Annotated in this window: 17 protein-coding genes; 4 read left to right on the forward strand and 13 right to left on the reverse strand. The window is 35.8% G+C overall.

Going from position 1 to position 16,367, the window contains the following annotated elements:
- Positions 1 to 88: 88 nt before the first annotated feature.
- From N0K73_RS07575 to N0K73_RS07625, 11 genes are all read right to left on the reverse strand, one after another.
- Entirely contained in the window at positions 89 to 1,330 is a 1,242-nt protein-coding gene (locus N0K73_RS07575; protein WP_112251506.1) for a competence/damage-inducible protein A, read from the reverse strand.
- Positions 1,331 to 1,394: 64 nt separating this feature from the next.
- Entirely contained in the window at positions 1,395 to 1,982 is a 588-nt protein-coding gene (gene pgsA, locus N0K73_RS07580; protein WP_057974554.1) for a CDP-diacylglycerol--glycerol-3-phosphate 3-phosphatidyltransferase, read from the reverse strand.
- Positions 1,983 to 2,045: 63 nt separating this feature from the next.
- Positions 2,046 to 2,900: a helix-turn-helix domain-containing protein gene (locus N0K73_RS07585; protein WP_057974553.1), complete on the reverse strand. Its 855-nt coding sequence runs from the start codon at positions 2,898 to 2,900 to the stop codon at positions 2,046 to 2,048.
- Positions 2,901 to 2,988: 88 nt separating this feature from the next.
- On the reverse strand, positions 2,989 to 3,711 hold the full coding sequence (ymfI, locus tag N0K73_RS07590) for an elongation factor P 5-aminopentanone reductase (RefSeq protein WP_112251504.1): 723 nt from the start codon (positions 3,709 to 3,711) through the stop codon (positions 2,989 to 2,991).
- Position 3,712: 1 nt separating this feature from the next.
- Positions 3,713 to 5,017, reverse strand: coding sequence for an EF-P 5-aminopentanol modification-associated protein YfmH (gene yfmH / locus N0K73_RS07595; protein ID WP_112251502.1), 1,305 nt, complete (start codon positions 5,015 to 5,017; stop codon positions 3,713 to 3,715).
- The gene (yfmF, locus tag N0K73_RS07600; protein ID WP_181647457.1) at positions 5,017 to 6,270 is read right to left on the reverse strand and encodes an EF-P 5-aminopentanol modification-associated protein YfmF; all 1,254 of its coding nucleotides are present in this window, start codon (positions 6,268 to 6,270) and stop codon (positions 5,017 to 5,019) included. Before yfmF ends, yfmH begins: the two co-directional genes overlap by 1 nt.
- 120 nt (positions 6,271 to 6,390) lie before the next feature.
- A complete protein-coding gene (locus tag N0K73_RS07605; protein WP_112251498.1) occupies positions 6,391 to 8,670 on the reverse strand; it encodes an FtsK/SpoIIIE family DNA translocase in 2,280 nt (759 codons plus the stop codon).
- Positions 8,671 to 8,781: 111 nt separating this feature from the next.
- Entirely contained in the window at positions 8,782 to 9,087 is a 306-nt protein-coding gene (locus tag N0K73_RS07610; protein ID WP_057974548.1) for a DUF1033 family protein, read from the reverse strand.
- 119 nt (positions 9,088 to 9,206) lie between these two features.
- Positions 9,207 to 9,719 carry a tRNA (uridine(34)/cytosine(34)/5-carboxymethylaminomethyluridine(34)-2'-O)-methyltransferase TrmL gene (gene trmL / locus N0K73_RS07615; RefSeq protein WP_057974547.1) on the reverse strand — a complete coding sequence of 171 codons (513 nt, stop codon included), beginning with the start codon at positions 9,717 to 9,719 and terminating at the stop codon, positions 9,207 to 9,209.
- A 177-nt stretch (positions 9,720 to 9,896) separates the two neighbouring features.
- Positions 9,897 to 10,769, reverse strand: coding sequence for a methyltransferase domain-containing protein (locus N0K73_RS07620; protein ID WP_112251496.1), 873 nt, complete (start codon positions 10,767 to 10,769; stop codon positions 9,897 to 9,899).
- A 41-nt stretch (positions 10,770 to 10,810) separates the two neighbouring features.
- Positions 10,811 to 11,323, reverse strand: a complete 513-nt coding sequence (locus N0K73_RS07625; RefSeq protein WP_404825139.1) for an aminoacyl-tRNA deacylase — start codon at positions 11,321 to 11,323, stop codon at positions 10,811 to 10,813.
- 174 nt (positions 11,324 to 11,497) lie between these two features.
- Here N0K73_RS07625 and guaC point away from each other — a divergent pair, with 174 nt between their 5' ends.
- On the forward strand, positions 11,498 to 12,475 hold the full coding sequence (gene guaC, locus N0K73_RS07630) for a GMP reductase (RefSeq protein WP_057974545.1): 978 nt from the start codon (positions 11,498 to 11,500) through the stop codon (positions 12,473 to 12,475).
- Positions 12,476 to 12,515: 40 nt separating this feature from the next.
- Here guaC and N0K73_RS07635 read toward each other — a convergent pair whose 3' ends face one another.
- Both N0K73_RS07635 and N0K73_RS07640 read right to left on the reverse strand, forming a co-directional pair.
- Complete coding sequence (locus N0K73_RS07635) at positions 12,516 to 13,697, reverse strand: AI-2E family transporter (protein ID WP_112251494.1); 1,182 nt, start codon at positions 13,695 to 13,697, stop codon at positions 12,516 to 12,518.
- Positions 13,698 to 13,711: 14 nt separating this feature from the next.
- Positions 13,712 to 14,065 carry a PTS glucitol/sorbitol transporter subunit IIA gene (locus N0K73_RS07640; protein ID WP_057974543.1) on the reverse strand — a complete coding sequence of 118 codons (354 nt, stop codon included), beginning with the start codon at positions 14,063 to 14,065 and terminating at the stop codon, positions 13,712 to 13,714.
- A gap of 124 nt (positions 14,066 to 14,189) precedes the next feature.
- Here N0K73_RS07640 and N0K73_RS07645 point away from each other — a divergent pair, with 124 nt between their 5' ends.
- The 3 genes from N0K73_RS07645 to N0K73_RS07655 all read left to right on the forward strand — a co-directional run bounded on the left by N0K73_RS07645 (position 14,190) and on the right by N0K73_RS07655 (position 16,299).
- Entirely contained in the window at positions 14,190 to 15,215 is a 1,026-nt protein-coding gene (locus N0K73_RS07645; protein WP_112251492.1) for a lactonase family protein, read from the forward strand.
- A gap of 12 nt (positions 15,216 to 15,227) precedes the next feature.
- Positions 15,228 to 15,866 (forward strand): copper homeostasis protein CutC, encoded by a 639-nt coding sequence (locus tag N0K73_RS07650; RefSeq protein ID WP_057974541.1) that lies wholly within the window; start codon positions 15,228 to 15,230, stop codon positions 15,864 to 15,866.
- 229 nt (positions 15,867 to 16,095) lie between these two features.
- Complete coding sequence (locus N0K73_RS07655) at positions 16,096 to 16,299, forward strand: hypothetical protein (RefSeq protein WP_112251490.1); 204 nt, start codon at positions 16,096 to 16,098, stop codon at positions 16,297 to 16,299.
- Positions 16,300 to 16,367: the final 68 nt, after the last annotated feature.

Below are 16,367 nucleotides of genomic sequence, written 5' to 3' on the forward strand. Positions count from 1 at the left end.
TGTTTTTTATTTTGTTCATATACACTTTAGTATTTTACGGTTAATTGCCCCCCGCTGTCAACAACAATCCATTGTTAGCTTTAATTATTTATTCATTAATTTCATCAAATATCCATTTAAGTCCACTTAAGACACTTCTTTGACGAACGGTTTCTCTGTTCCCTGCAAAATGAAATTGTTTTGCAACGACGGGATTATCTTTGAAGGCAAGTCCAATCCAAACAGTTCCTGCTTTTTGTCCTTCAAGTTCATCTGGACCAGCGACCCCCGTGAATGAAATGGCAATATCCGTTTTCATTTTATCCTGTGTTTGTATAGCCATCTGTTTAGCAATACTTTCACTAACAACGCCATATTTTTTTATTGTTTCAGTCGGAATACCTAAAACATCAGATTTTACTGCATTTGCATATGTCACAAATCCGCCAGGATAAACTTTTGAGACTCCCGAGACTTCAGCCAAAGTACTTTGAAACAATCCGGCTGTTAAACTTTCTGAGGCAGAAATTGATAAATCATTTTTAATCAGTTCGGTCACAACCACATTTTGTAATGAATTATCATCCCCATAACCATAAAAATAATTACCTACCCTATTTAACACACTAGTTTCCATCTCGCCAATTAATTTTTCAGCCGATTTTCCTTCTGTAGCACTCGCGGTAATTCGTAAAGTAACTTCATTAGTCTTCGCATAAGGAGCAATCGTAGGATTTGTTTGTGCATCTATTATATCTTCTAGTTCAGTAACCAGTTTAGATTCCCCAATTCCAAAGAAGCGTAGAACCTTTGATTCAAGATGACTATTCAAGTTATATGTTTGCTTCAATAGTTCCTCAACTTCTTTGTTAAACATCGTTTTCAATTCATTGGGTGGGCCGGGTAATAGTAGAAAGTCGCATGCTGCACCCTTATAGAAATCTCCAACGGCCATTCCGGCATGGTTTTTGATGGGCACTGAGCCCTCTATATACAAGGCTTGCAATTTATTGTTTTCAGTCATTTTTCGACCCGTTTGCGCAAAATGATTTTCAATTTTCAGCATTGCATCTTTATTTTCAACTAGCTTTTCATTTAAAAATTTAGCCACCATTTGTTTCGTTAGGTCATCTTCCGTTGGTCCAAGCCCTCCGGATAAAATTACTAAATCATTTCGTTTAGAAGCAATTTCAATTGTCTCTAGCATACGTGACTCATTGTCCCCAACAACCGTCTGATAAAATACATTAACGCCTAAATCCGCTAATTTATCTGCTAAAAAAGCGCTATTCGTATTTACAATTTGTCCTAATAAAATTTCTGTTCCAACTGCAATTATCTCTGCGTGCATGATATTGCCTCCTAGTTTCTAATTAAAAAAGACTAAAACAGCTAACCGTTTTAGTCTAATCATTTTATTTTTCGAATGAATCTGAGAAAATCGCTCTATTTTGGACAAAATAATCGATTCCTGAGTAGATAGTAAAGAATAAACAAATGTAAAGGAAGATAGCGGCCATTGGGACACTAATTGCTGCAAACAATACATTATTTAAGAACAACAAAATGATTGCGATCATTTGCGTTGTTGTTTTAATTTTACCCGGCATAGCCGCAGCCATAACCTGACCATCATTTTCAACAATGATCAATCTCAACCCTGTGACAGCAAGTTCACGACAAACAATGATTGCTGCTACCCAAGATGGCACTTGATTAAATGCGACAAGAATAATAAATGCAGTCATTACAAGCATTTTATCAGCCAACGGGTCAGCAAACTTTCCAAAATTAGAAACTAAATGTTGTCGGCGTGCGATTTGACCATCCAAAAAGTCTGTTAATGAGGCAGCCGCAAAAATAATCGCCCCAACCAAATGTGTAACTTCGATTTGAGTGCCAGCCCAGGTGACCATTCCCCAATCAAGTGGTAATAATAACACCAACATGAAAATTGGAATTAATATAATTCTGACAACCGTTAATTTATTTGGTAAATTCATAATTGTTCCCCTTTTTTTTCAAAAAAAACCAACAACATAGACTTCGTTGCCGGCAATTTTTGTTTATTGAATATTTACGGTAACCGTTCTAACTTGTAAGGCCGGATTTGTTTTCGTAAAATCAAATTTTTTGCCATTTATTGTAATACTCATAGCCGTTGCATTTCCAAAACTAAAGACAAATGACTTTGTTCCAGCCGGAATTGAAACAGTGTCACTCGCATCTGACACAAGCGTTGCTTGCCATAATTGTGTGCCGTCAGCTGTGATTGAGCTCCAAGCTGCACTACCAGCAGCCGTTAACTTAATTTCAGAAGTTTTGGGTGCATTTTCCATCGTATAGACGGTGTTTGTCCCCGTATCTGAAACGTATGTTAATTTTTGCGTCTTCTTATCAGACGAAGAACTTGAGCTTGTTTCTGACGATGCAGAACTAGCACTCTCAGATTTTGCTTTTGAATCAGTTGAAACCGAAACTTTAGAGCTTGAACTTTCAATTTGAGTATCCGTATTTTTATTGTTTAATGTTACACCATAAATAGTTCCCAAAATTCCTAAAACAATGACAACAATAATAATTGTAGGTAAATACGACATGAATTTATCAAATTTGCTGTCCTTTGGAAGTCCCGCAGACTTATCAGAACGCGATACTCGTTCCTTTGTAACTACTGCCTCTGGTTCATCTGGAACAGTTTCATTGAATTCTCCCAATAATTCATTTGCATCCAAATCGACTGTTTCCGCATATTGTTTAACAAATGCACGGACATAAAAATCTCCTGGTAAATCAGAAAATTTTTCGTCCTCAATCGCGATTAAATAACGCTTTTGAATCTTCGTCATTTGTTGTAAATCATCTAACGTGTAACCTTTATTTATTCTCGCTTCTTGTAATTTCTTTCCAATTTCACTCATATCAAATTCTCCACTTAGTTTAATAGTTAATCTTCTAAAGCCCAGTATAACATAGTCACTATGCCCAATTTATTAAAATTTTATTATTTTATTTCAACCATCCGCCAGACACATAAATTGTTTGTCCGGTGAGGTACCCTGCCTCTTTTGCCAATAATTGCTTCACCCAGAAACCAATCTCTTCAGGATGAGCAAATCGACCAATTGGAATCTCATTTGAAATTATTTTTTTTGTTTCTTCAGAAAACTGTTGATTCATTTTTGTATCTACTGCTCCTGGTGCTACAACGTTAACTGTGATACCTAATGACGCAACTTCCTTACTATACGCATTAGAAAAAGCAGACAGAGCCCCTTTAACTGTGCTGTACAGAACTTCCATTGCACTTCCAACACCTCCATAAATCGAACCAATAAAGATAATACGTCCGAAATGGTTTAGTGCTAATTTAGGTTCCAATTTCTGAATTAGCGCTAACGGCGTTTGAACTTGCATTTTCATCATTTTCTCTAAATCAGCCATTGGGGCCTCATTAAATAAATGATAAGAAGTTGTTCCCTCCGCAAATATTAACGCGTCAACCGCAAATAATTGCGATGTCACGGCTTCAACATCAGCCGTTGTCATATCAAATTGTAGCGGTAAAAAATCCTGTTTTGGATAGTTTTTTCTCAACTCATCTGTCAATGTTGTAATTACTTGTTCATTTTGATAATAATGCATGGTCAACGACCAACCCGCGTCTGCTAACTGTCTCGCAATCATTTGACCGATATCACCGGATGCACCAAAAATAACTGCCCAGCTCACCTTATTTGTCCTCTTTAGCCATAATTTGATAAACACTAATTGCTTCAGAGCGAATAAAGTCTTTGGCACCTTGGCGAACTTGATCTAAGGTCATGTTTTCGATAATTGGTGCTCGATCAAAGACAGTAGCGTCATTAAATAGATCACCATCGTATTGATTTGCAATGCTTTCAAGAGAATTCATTGATTGAATTGATTGTCCTAACATCTCACGCTTAGCTAGTTCAAATTGAGCATCTGCGTCAGCTAAATAATCCGCCGCGTTCTCTAAAATGTGAATGATAGCATCTGACAATTTTTGCGGATTATCTGTATCACCGCTGATACTTGCAAAATGAAAGCCACGTTCAATTTCAAATTCGTATCCGAATGAATCATCTAGTGTTCCTTCATCATACAACTTCATATATTGAGGAGCAGTATCCCCAAACAGGAGATAGAGCAGCATATGAATCGTCTCTTTATATTTCAAGCCATCACGACCTTCAGGAACATCATCCAAGCCTTTAATACCAACAATTGTTTTAGCCCGTTGGATTTCCATTTCGGTTGCCCGATATGGCATGATATCTGACCCATCAACCTGAGTTTCTGGAATTGATCGCTTAATTGATTCAGCCACTTCTGGGAAATTCTTACAATCTTGGTTAGCTTTGATGAAAGCTAACGTTTCCTCAGGATCAACATTACCAACAATAAATAGATTCATATTACTTGGATGGTAAAAAGTTTCATAACATTTATATAAGTCATCCGCGGTAATCTTATCAATTGATTCAATTGTCCCAGCTATATCACTGCTGACGGGATGATTTGGGTAGAGGTTACCTAAAATCCCAAAATATAGTCGCCAATTAGGATCATCATCGTACATTTGAATTTCTTGACCAATAATACCTTTTTCTTTTTCAACCGTTTCTGGTGTGAAATAAGGGTCCTGTACAAAATCTAACAATGTTTCAATATTTTCAGGAATATGATTAGAACTTGAAAACAAGTAACTGGTACGTGTGAAACTAGTGAAAGCATTCGCACTAGCCCCATATTCGCCAAATAAATCAAATGCATCATGATCTGCTTTTTCAAACATCTTGTGTTCCAAGAAATGCGCGATACCATCTGGTACGTGAATCATTTCCTCTTCACCAATTGGCACAAAGACACTATCTACTGAACCATAATTGGTTGTAAAAATACCGTAAGTTTTATGAAATCCCTTACGAGGTAAAATGTTTACTTTCAGACCATTTTCCAAAGTTTCTGTATATAATATTTCATCGAACTGCGGGTATTCTAATGTTTTCATTATTTGATTTCCCCATTCAAAAAGAAGATTGCTTGTAATTTAACTTCACGAGCGATAGCCTGAACTGCAGATTTATCGACGGCATTAATACCATCAATCCATTCTATTGTCCCAACTTCCGTCTGTGTCAACTGATCAACCATTGATTGATTAATTAATGCCATTTGCGAATCAAGGCTACTCTGATATTGATTAATCATGGTCATTTTTGTTTTATTCAATAATTCATCACTGATATCACCTGCGATGATGTCATCCAATTGTTGTTGAACAATTTCGATAACCTTATCTTTATTTTGTGATTCAATACCAGTTTGAACAGTTAAAATCCCTCTAAATGTATCTAATGAACTACTAGCGTAATAAGCTAAACTAGCTTTTTCACGCACATTTACAAAAAGTTTAGCAAGTGGTGAACCACCAAAAATGCCATTAAAAATAAGCCCAGCGTAGTAGCCGTCTTCTCTATAGTAAACGGGTAACTGGTAAGCTATATTCAATTTACCTTGAGCAACGGCTTGCGTTTCGACTTTAGTCACAACTTCTTTGACATCCTGATGATAGAAGATAGGTACCATTTCAAAATCTCTCGGTGTAAATGGTAATATTTTAACGATACTTTCCGTTTCTATTTCATCTAACTCACCAATAACAAAAATGTCCACTCGGTTAGTTGCAAGCATCTGCTTGTAATACTCAAATAGACTAGTTGCGGTGATTTTTTCAATGGCTTCAATTGTGCCATAACTTGGGATTGCTTGATCATTTTGAAAATAAAGCTTTTGTAATTCTAATCCCGCGTATGATTGTTTATCATCACTAATACTTCTAATTGACATCATCAAATTTTCTTTTTGACGTTTAAATGTTTCTTCATCAAAATGGCCATCTGTCACGTTAGGATTAAAAATAATTTCTTTAATAAAATTAAATATTTCTTTCAAACTATCTGTTTTGTGTTCCAAAAATTTATCGTTTACGCCATTTAAAATCAGGCTTATTAAATGGTAATTTCCTTTTTTACTAACAGTAATCCCAAAACTAGCCCCATAAAGTTCTGATAACTTCTCGGCTAATTTTTGTTGAGATGGGTATTTTGCACTACTAATTTCTAATAAATTAGCTAGCAACATGCGTTCTGCTGATTCTTCCCCAGCTAAAGGTGCAACAAAATTAATGACTATTCTATTTGTTTTAAATTGACTATTTTCAATAACGGTTAAGTTAATACCATTTTCTAATTGTTTACGCACAAAAATGTGCCTCCTTTTAATCGGACGTTCTCTTACCATAATAATTGAAAGACTAGTGAAACACAAATTTAATTGTTTCGTAATAACTGGTCTACAACAACAATAAAAAAACTGACAACCCTAATCTGGGTTATCAGTTTCTTCATTTATTAATACTTTACGCGGTTTACTTCCCTCGGGTGGGCCAACAATCCCCTTGGCTTCCATCTCATCGACAATTCTCGCGGCTCGATTATACCCAATTCTAAATCGTCTTTGCAGCATGGATACACTACAAGATTGTTCATGTGCAACTAATTTAACGGCATCTCCGTATAACTCATCTTCTGAATCAGCTGATGACCCAGAATTAGCCGTTTCATCATCTGTTACAATCATTGTTTCATCATACTGAGGTTCCTGTTGATTTTTAATAAATTGAATAACACTCTCAACGTCTTTATCTGAGATATATGCATCCTGTACCCGAATCGGTTTGTTCAATCCCATCGGCAAGAACAGCATATCTCCACGTCCTAAGAGCTTCTCAGCCCCGTTACTATCGATTATTGTTCTCGAATCAATACCACTTGAAACAGCAAAAGCCATTCGTGACGGCACATTTGCCTTAATTAAGCCCGTAATGACATCAACTGATGGTCGTTGGGTTGCCAAAATCATATGGATTCCGGCCGCTCTGGCCATCTGCGCTAATCTAATAATAGCATCTTCAACTTCATTCGAAGCGACCATCATTAAATCTGCCAATTCGTCAACAATAACCACGATATAAGGCAATGTTGCTCTTTTTTGACCGTCATTTTTATTCTCTTGTGTAATCATTTCATTATATCCTGAAATATTACGCTGACTGGCATCTGCAAATAATTCATACCGTCTTTCCATTTCAGAAACCACTTTGTGCAAAGCACGTGACGCCTTTTTAGGATTCGTGACAACGGGCGTCAACAAATGCGGTATCCCATTATAGACACCTAGTTCAACTTTTTTAGGATCAATTAACATAAACTTAACTTGGTTTGGTTTCGTATTCATCAATAAACTTGTGATAATACCGTTAATTGCAACAGACTTACCACTTCCTGTCGACCCGGCAATTAACAAATGTGGCATTGTCGTTAGATCTGCTGTTACTAATTGACCCGAAACATCTCGACCCAACGGTACTTCAAGAACCTTGTCCGGCGTTGGATTTTTTTGTTGTGATTCAATAACATCCCTGAACGATACCATTGAAATTTTAGAGTTTGGCACTTCAATTCCAATCAGTGATTTACCAGGAATTGGCGCCTCAATCCGAATATCTTTGGCGGCGAGCGCTAATGCCAAGTCATCCGCAAGATTAACAATTTTACTAACTTTAACACCAATTGCCGGATGTAGTTCGTATTCGGTAACCGATGGTCCTAAGCTCACACTTTTAATCTCAACGTCGACACCAAAACTTTCAAATGTCTGTTGCAATATTTTAGTGTTTTTTTCAATTGTTTTATATTCGCCACTTTGGTCTTCTTTGGGGATTTTAGTTAAAAGTGTAACTGGTGGTAACTGATAATCTTCATTATCTTCTGCAACCACGCTTGCTAATAAACTAGGTTCATCGCTTACTTCTGGTTCTGGATCCGGTTCTTGTTGCGTAATAATTGGTAGCTTACCAATATCTAGATTGGATTCAGGTTCTATTTCCTGAACTTTAGGTTTCAGATCAACCAATGGTTTGGGGTTTTCTTCTTCCAAATCCATCTCATTTTCTTGTCTTTCCTCTTTAAAACTATTAAATGCCACTTTACTACGACGAATGCCTTCTCTTGACCAAGCAATAATGACATTAAGGTAGCGGTGAACGGTATACATCACTTCTGAAAATGATAAATTAAAAATAATAAATAATCCTGCTAAAATGAAAAGTGTACTAACAATATACGTTCCAGCTTGTGAAACCAAAAAGTGCGATAACTGGTATAAACTTGCTCCAATCATCCCGCCACCAACAGTTGATCCTACCGACGACTGACGAAAATCTGAAACTAACGTCCCCCATGTGTACTGAATAAACTGATTATGTACGTCTGAATGTCCAACAAACCATGCCTCTAAAAATACTAATACGCCAATGTATAGTATCAATGAACCCCAGCTAATGCGTTTTTTCAAGTTAGGCTCTTTACCCATGACCATTAAATAACTACCGTAGACACCAAGAATCAATAACGCAAATTGATAGGTATTCCCGACGAATAAACGGAAAACGTTAGCGAATAAAGTTCCCAAGTATCCCAGCGCTAAAACGCCAAGTATGCCAAATAATAAAAATATAGCACCAATTATATTTTTAGAAAATTTGTATTGAACTGTTTTTTTTGTAGTACGTTTTTTTCTTTTCTTTGTTTTTTGAGCCAAAACAGTTCCTCCTTCTACTAAAATGAATATTCAAATTATACCATATCTCGAATACCACACGTGGCCAATTCACGCATTTTCAAAAAAAGAGAGCTAATAACATAATCGTTATTAACTCTCTTTTTCTGGTGCTATTTCTTTGCCATCTTTAACTATCATCAATCCTTGATACAACTGTAAATCATCGCCACAATCAGCGCAATAATCAAGTTGCTTATCATCCCAGAATGCCGTTAAAAATTGACGTTTGCTTTTTTGATGACTGAACTTGGCCGTAAACGTATCGGCTTGCTTTTCAAAAAATACAACCGCATCATCCATTGAATCAAACTCAACAGTCTCCTGAATATGTGTTTTCCAATCATCGAAAAACCACCAGGGTTCGTCAAATCCAAATATTGTTATTACTTGAAACAAACTAGATCATCCTTTCATTTTATAAAATACTTATTTACCATAAATGATGGCCCTTTTCATAACTCAAAAGTAAGTATAACTTATTTATGAAAATCTAGTTTAAAAAATGCTCAGGCTCTTTATTTTAATTTATCATTTTCATACGTATGTGTTTTATCTAAATTAGGAAAATCTTGTTGTCTCAAGGCTTCATAAATGACGATTGCGGCTGAATTAGACAGATTCAAAGCACGAATATGCGTGTCATCCTGTGGAATTCGAATAGCCTTTTCTTCATTTTGGCGCATAAAGTTTTCAGGAAGTCCTGTTGTCTCCTTACCAAACAAGAAGTAATAATCTTTATCCACATCCGTATAATCAACCTGTGAATAAGTTTGCGGTGCAAACTTAGAAACCAAAAAAAGTTGTTTTTGATCTGGAATAGTTTCCAAAAAATCTTGCAAATTTTTATGATAGGTAATTTTTACTTTATCCCAATAATCAAGACCGGCACGCTTCAAATATTTATCGTCAGTTGAAAATCCGAGTGGTTCAATTAAATGTAATTCAGTATCTGTTCCAGCACAAGTCCTAGCAATATTACCTGTATTTGCGGGCATAAGTGGTTCAAAAAGCGCTATATGATTTGTCAAAAGTAACATCCTTCCAAATGGTCCAAGTATTTTTAGGCAACAAAAAAACGTATCATTTCGGTGTGGGCACGGCGAAAAGATACGTTAATGAAGACCAATTTCCAGAAACTGACAACATTGTCGACAATCTCTAAACAACCGAATTCGTATATTCATAATAACACAGCATTTTATTTGTTACAACACCGATTCTGACTTATTTTTACGATGTTTTAATAAGGTTACGTCCACTGTGATTTGTTTGAGGGGATGCGCTTTAGCCCTCGCTTGATTATCTGATGTGGCTCCCCAATGTAACGGTGTCATCTCAAGTAGTGCCGGAAATAAGCCTTCAGGAATATCAAACTGGTAGCTAATAACGATCTGTTCAGAATCAGGATATTTTTCTTTGAAAAGGTTTAAAACCTTTTCATTACTGTAACTTCTATTATGACTTTCCTCATTGTATAAAAGTTCGCGTAACTCAACTAAATAATTTGAATTTGGAATAATTTTCAATAACTGCCCATTTTCCTCCAAAACACGATCGAATTCTGCGTAGGCAGAAGGAGAAAAAATATCAATTATGGTTGAAAATGATTGGTTATTAAAAGGTAACTTAGCTAAATCGGCAATACAGTAAAAAGCGTCTGTTTCCTGTTGAGTCGCATAATTGATGGCATCTTTTGATATGTCAAACCCAACATAGGTGTCCTGACTATTTTGACGAGCAACCTCAATATTGTGTAGTGGGGTCCCTTCTCCGCATCCAACATCCATAATTGTTTCGCTTTCATCTGAAAGTTGTTCCAGTATTTTATCGGTGATTGGTTTAAACAAACCAGCTTGCAATAATTGTCTACGAGCGAGCCACATGTCCAATTCGTAATCACTTTTCACACCATGGTTTAAGAAATAAAGAGTTCCCTTTTTAGATAAATCAACCTGATGATCATCTGGGCAAATCATCGTCTGGCCTCTAACTTCACTATATGGTTGTAGGCAGACAGGACATCTAAATAAATCTATTTTATTTTTTAAAAATATGGCACTCTTCTCGATTTTTTTCAATTTATCTTTATTCCTTTTTTATCATTTAATTTAATGAGTAGCTACTTTTCAATATTAATATAATGGCCTTTAACCAATGTCACCAGTTCTTCACGTTTTACGCCAACAGATCGGCCAACTTTTCCAGCTGAAACCCATATTTTTTCGAATTCTTGTATGCGTTCGTCAAAATAAATTGGAAATCCTTTTCGTATATTTATGCCAATTGGCGTATTAGCACCATGAACGTATCCGGTAATATTAATCAAATTTTTATTATCCGCTAAGTGTAATTGTTTTTCATTCAATTCACGCGCAACTAATTTTAAATCAATTTCAAAGGTAATAGGTAGACAGACAACCACATAATCTCTGTCACCATTACTTCCTTGCAAAACAATTGTTTTTAAAATACTTCGTTCATCGGTTCCGAGTTCTTCAGCTTCTTTGCTTGAGTCCATTTGTCGTCCACCCAAGAAGTCAAAACTATAGCTTTCAAATTCAATGTGATGTTGATCCAAAATACGTTCGTCATTCGTTTTTTTAACTTTTTCTTTTTTTACGATGTTAATCACTCCCAAAATGATTATAGCACGATGACCTCGCCTCTCGCATTATTGTTTAATTTTCGATTAATAATGTAAATATGTTGACTTATATCAAAAAATAGCGTAAATTATCCTTTGGTTACTGATATTAATTAAAAAACATAAAATAATGTTCGTATTTAAAGGAAATGAGGAGACGTTATGCCAGTTTTTGATTATGAAGATATTCAACTTGTCCCTAATAAGTGCATCGTGAACAGTCGTTCTGAAGTTGATACATCCGTTCAATTTGGTCCTCGCCGTTTTAAATTACCCGTAGTCCCTGCAAATATGCAGACTATTATTGATGAACCGTTAGCAGAATGGTTTGCGGCAAATGATTATTTTTACGTCATGCATCGCTTCGATGAAGAAAGTCGATTACCATTTGTCAAAAAAATGCATGAGAAAGGCTTATTTGCTTCAATTAGCGTTGGCGTTAAACCTAGAGAATGGGCATTAATTGAAGAACTAGCTAATGCCGATTTAATTCCAGAATATATTACAATTGATGTGGCGCACGGCCACGCACAAAGCGTTATTGATTTGATTCACCATATTAAAAAATGGTTACCAGAATCCTTCTTGATTGCCGGCAACGTTGGGACTCCAGAAGGCGTTAGAGAACTTGAAAATGCTGGTGCGGATGCAACTAAAGTAGGAATTGGTCCCGGGAAAGTTTGTATTACTAAAATTAAAACTGGTTTTGGGACTGGTGGTTGGCAATTAGCTGCCCTTCGCTTGTGTGCTAAAGCCGCAAGTAAACCAATTATCACCGATGGTGGTATCAGAACCCACGGCGATATCGCCAAGTCAGTTAGATTTGGCGCGTCAATGTGCATGATTGGCTCACTCTTCGCCGGACATAAACAAAGTCCTGGCGATTTAATTGAAAAAGACGGTCAGTTATTTAAAAGTTATTTTGGTTCAGCTTCTGAGTATCAAAAAGGAAGTCATACGAACGTTGAAGGTAAAAAAATGTTAGTGCCATTTAAAGGAAACATTCATGATACCTTAATTGAAATGCAACAGGATTTACAATCTTCAATTTCTTATGCTGGAGGTAATACCTTATCAGCACTTGAAAAAGTTGATTATGTTATTGTTAAAAATTCGATTTTTAACGGAGACGCCCTATAAATAAAAAAAGTTAGACAAAATAAAATTTGTCTAACTTTTTTTATTTATCTTTATTTATTTTTTCCGGTTCTGATTCAACATATAATCCAGAACTTTCTTTATACCACGCAAAAATCCGTGTCACAATAACTTTTATGATAGCATATCCAGGGATTCCAAAGATAACCCCCATTAAACCAAAGATACGTCCTGATCCTAATAAAACGATTAGGATTGTGACTGGATGAATGGCTAAGCTACTACCCAAAATTAATGGTGAAATTAGTCTTGATTCGACTGTTTGTTCAACGAAAAAGACGATAATAACCTTTACTAACATAATTGGTGAGATGAACGCGGCAATTACAAGCGCTGGAACCATTGCTAAAAACGATCCCAAATATGGAATTAAATTTAAAAATCCGGCTAAAATACCTAAGGTTAAGGCAAATTTAAGTCCCACTACGGAAAACCCAATAACGAATAATACGGCCACAAAGAAGGCTACCGTTAATTGACCACGGATGTATTGGCTCACTTGCAAGTTAATTTCATCTAATAGCCCAATTGTTGCTTTCCGATATCTAACTGGGAAAAACTTCGAAAGATAACCAGGTAAACTATGACCATCTTTCAATAAATAGAATAAAATAAATGGTGCCGTTATTAATCCAATAATAAAGGTTGTCACGGTCCCAACGACACTACCTAATGAACCAACAGTTGAAGTAACTACTGAACTCGCTTTTTTAGAAATTGTTCCGATAATATCTGTATTTATATTTTCAACAGAATTTTTAATTGTGTCGAATAGAGATGATGACATAAAGTCATCCGTTTGACGCGTAATATTTGACCAGTACGTTGGCCAATTTTTAATAATGCTGATTGTTTGCGTCTGAACGGCAGGAATTAAAACGACAATGCCCCACACTAAAAGTCCGGCAATAACGATAAATACAATTGTAATAAGTAAACTACGATTAATTCTAAAACGAGATTCAAAAAAATCGATTAGCGGCGCAATTAAATAATACAACACCCCCGCTAAAACAATTGGAAACCCGACGATACTAAGAAGCTCTCCAATTGGTGCAAAAAACCAGTTTACCTTTTCTGACATAAAGATAATCAATAAACTCAATAAAATAATTGATAAAACGCTAACCGTTTTATTATTGATAACCCACTTCCAAAACCAAGATCTTTGTGAAACAACTTTTTCATTTTCATCTGGGCGCATTTTAATGAACCCCTTTATTTATAAATAATTGTACTGCCGACTTTAAAAGTAGGTAATACGTGCGGTGTTAAATAAATACCATTAGGTTGTGGATGTTCTGGAACTTCCATAAAGAATAATGTGGCATGTCCAACTGACTCAAAATTACTTGAAACCAACTCTCCGGCAAAATCAATTTTAAAAGTCTGATCATCGATGACCAGTTCATCGCCAGTCTTTGGTGAAACAATTTCTTTACCCTCTTCAAACGACTGGATAACAGAAACTTGTCTCAAATCATCCGTTGCACTTTCATTAAAAAGAATCACAATTGGTTCTTTTTTAGAAATAGCATCCTTACCAATTTCTTCAATTTTTGCTGTTGTCATAATTTTTCGTCCCCTATCTCTTTTTGGTTACCTATAATTATAGCATAACGTACGGTATAAATAATAACGTTTACAATGAAATATGATATAATATTGGCAATATCAAAAGGAGGCATTTACAACTATGAAAGAATCAATTTTATTTGGTACATATACAAAAAAAACAAGTACTGGTATTCACCGTGCTCAACTAGACACTATCGAAAAAAAAGTTACAGACGCTATACCTTACATTAAAGTTGAAAATCCAACATATTTGACTAAATCTGATAAAAATATCTTATACACAGTTTCAAAAAGATCAGAACTTGGCGGTCTTTCCGCATTTGATGTCACAACGGATAACCCTTTATTTTTAAATGACGTTTCTGCCGAAGGTGCACCACCTGCCTACGTGGCAGTTGATAATGCACGACAATTGGTCTATAGCTCAAATTATCATAAAGGCCTTATCTCAATTTCAAAAATCCAAGCTGACGGTTCATTATCTCTCATCAGTGAAACCGCAAATGAAGGCCATGGCCTAAAACCTGAACAAACCAGCTCTCATATTCACTTTACTGATTTAACACCAGATAATCGTTTAGTCGTCTGTGATCTTGGTACTGATCAATTATTAACTTTTGACGTCTCAGATGACGGTGCCATTAAACAGGTTGCCGAATATCGTTCAGCACCCGGATTTGGCTCTCGACACATTGTTTTCCACAAAAATGGGAAACTAGCTTACTTGGCCGGAGAACTTTCTAGTGAAGTAACGCTGCTTAGTTACGATCAAATAGATGGATCGTTTAAAGAAATTCAAACATTGTCATCAATTCCATCGGATTGGGATGCACACAACGGCATTGCTGCTATTCGCATTTCAAAAGATAGTCGCTTCTTATATGTGTCCAATCGTGGTCATAATTCAATCGCTTGTTACGCCTTAGACAATGATGGTAAAATGGCGCTTATCCAATTGATTCCAACTGAAGGTGATTTTCCACGTGACTTTAGCTTGAATAAATCGGAAGAATTCTTGGTTGTTGCTAATCAAAACACTGATAACGCCAGCTTATTTGAACGTGATTCAACATCTGGCAAGCTAACCCTGCTCCAAAAAGATATTTCTGTTCCAGAATCTGTTTGCGTTTATTTTGAAAACTAGGAGAAATTAAATTTGTTAATTAAAGAAGTTGCAGTCGAAAATTTTACCGATATTCCGAAACAATTTGCAGCTGGGGCTAATCGCTTCGAGCTTTGTGATAATCTTGCCGTTGGCGGAACAACCGTCAGCAAAGGGGTTATGTCGGAAACGATGCATTATGCTCAGGACAATCAGGTCCCTGTTATGGCAATGATTCGACCTCGCGGTGGAAATTTTGTTTATAACGATACCGAATTAAAAATTATGGAAGCCGATTTATTTCAGGCTCAACAACTTGGGGTTGATGGTGTTGTCTTTGGCGCTTTAGACACCGACAATCAATTAGATACAGATGCTATGGAATTTTTAATTGCCGCAAGTGGTGGCATGCAAATCACTTTCCATATGGCCTTTGATGAAATTCCAAGCGATGCCCAACTTGATGCATTAGCTTGGTTGTCAGAACACGATATCGATCGTGTTCTGACACACGGTGGTTCACTCGATAAGCCAATTGAGGAAACACTACCACATCTTCAAGAAATTATTGATTGGTCAAACGGGCTCATTAAAATTGTTCCCGGCGGTGGTATCACCGCTGATAATGTTGATGAAATTGCGACTAATTTAAATGTTAAAGAACTTCATGGCACAAAAATCGTTTTAAAGTAAGATAACAATAAGGGTTTGGATACTTCCATAATTGGAATATTCAAACCCTTTTTAATATATTTATTTTTTTATTTAACTACCTACTTATTAATTTTGAAAATAGATTTAAAAGTCATAAATATTACGGTTATTCGCGAGTATTATTTAAAATTAATTATGCTAATATAATTAATTTAATATAGACAGCGTTTACTTAATGTGATAGATTAATCGTAAAGGAGGCTTTGATATGCTTTATATAATTGGTATTATCTTCATATTAATCGCTATCTGGCAACTATTTATGACCTGGCAAACTTTCACGAAACTTAAAAAGGAAGGCACTAAAGATACCTCATCTTTTATTATGTTAGCCTTATCAAATAGTTTATTGTTTGCGGTTATTTTCTTTGGTGTTGGAGCAGGATATCTTCTTTTTAATGGTTATTTCTAAAAATTTAAAATCGATATTTTCGATTTTAAATACTTTCATATATCACACACCAAACCATTTTGTCCCCT

This window comes from Dellaglioa algida, from assembly GCF_030127605.1.
In the GTDB taxonomy this organism is placed as follows: domain Bacteria; phylum Bacillota; class Bacilli; order Lactobacillales; family Lactobacillaceae; genus Dellaglioa; species Dellaglioa algida.

Excerpts from the sequence above, each read along its gene's own strand:
- N0K73_RS07635 (WP_112251494.1), bottom strand. The coding sequence starts at position 13,697 with ATGCGCCCAGATGAAAATGAAAAAGTTGTTTCACAAAGATCTTGGTTT.
- guaC (WP_057974545.1), top strand. The coding sequence starts at position 11,498 with ATGCCAGTTTTTGATTATGAAGATATTCAACTTGTCCCTAATAAGTGC.
- pgsA (WP_057974554.1), bottom strand. The coding sequence starts at position 1,982 with ATGAATTTACCAAATAAATTAACGGTTGTCAGAATTATATTAATTCCA.
- N0K73_RS07645 (WP_112251492.1), top strand. The coding sequence starts at position 14,190 with ATGAAAGAATCAATTTTATTTGGTACATATACAAAAAAAACAAGTACT.
- N0K73_RS07575 (WP_112251506.1), bottom strand. The coding sequence starts at position 1,330 with ATGCACGCAGAGATAATTGCAGTTGGAACAGAAATTTTATTAGGACAA.
- N0K73_RS07585 (WP_057974553.1), bottom strand. The coding sequence starts at position 2,900 with ATGAGTGAAATTGGAAAGAAATTACAAGAAGCGAGAATAAATAAAGGT.
- N0K73_RS07655 (WP_112251490.1), top strand. The coding sequence starts at position 16,096 with ATGCTTTATATAATTGGTATTATCTTCATATTAATCGCTATCTGGCAA.
- yfmH (WP_112251502.1), bottom strand. The coding sequence starts at position 5,017 with ATGAAAACATTAGAATACCCGCAGTTCGATGAAATATTATATACAGAA.
- N0K73_RS07640 (WP_057974543.1), bottom strand. The coding sequence starts at position 14,065 with ATGACAACAGCAAAAATTGAAGAAATTGGTAAGGATGCTATTTCTAAA.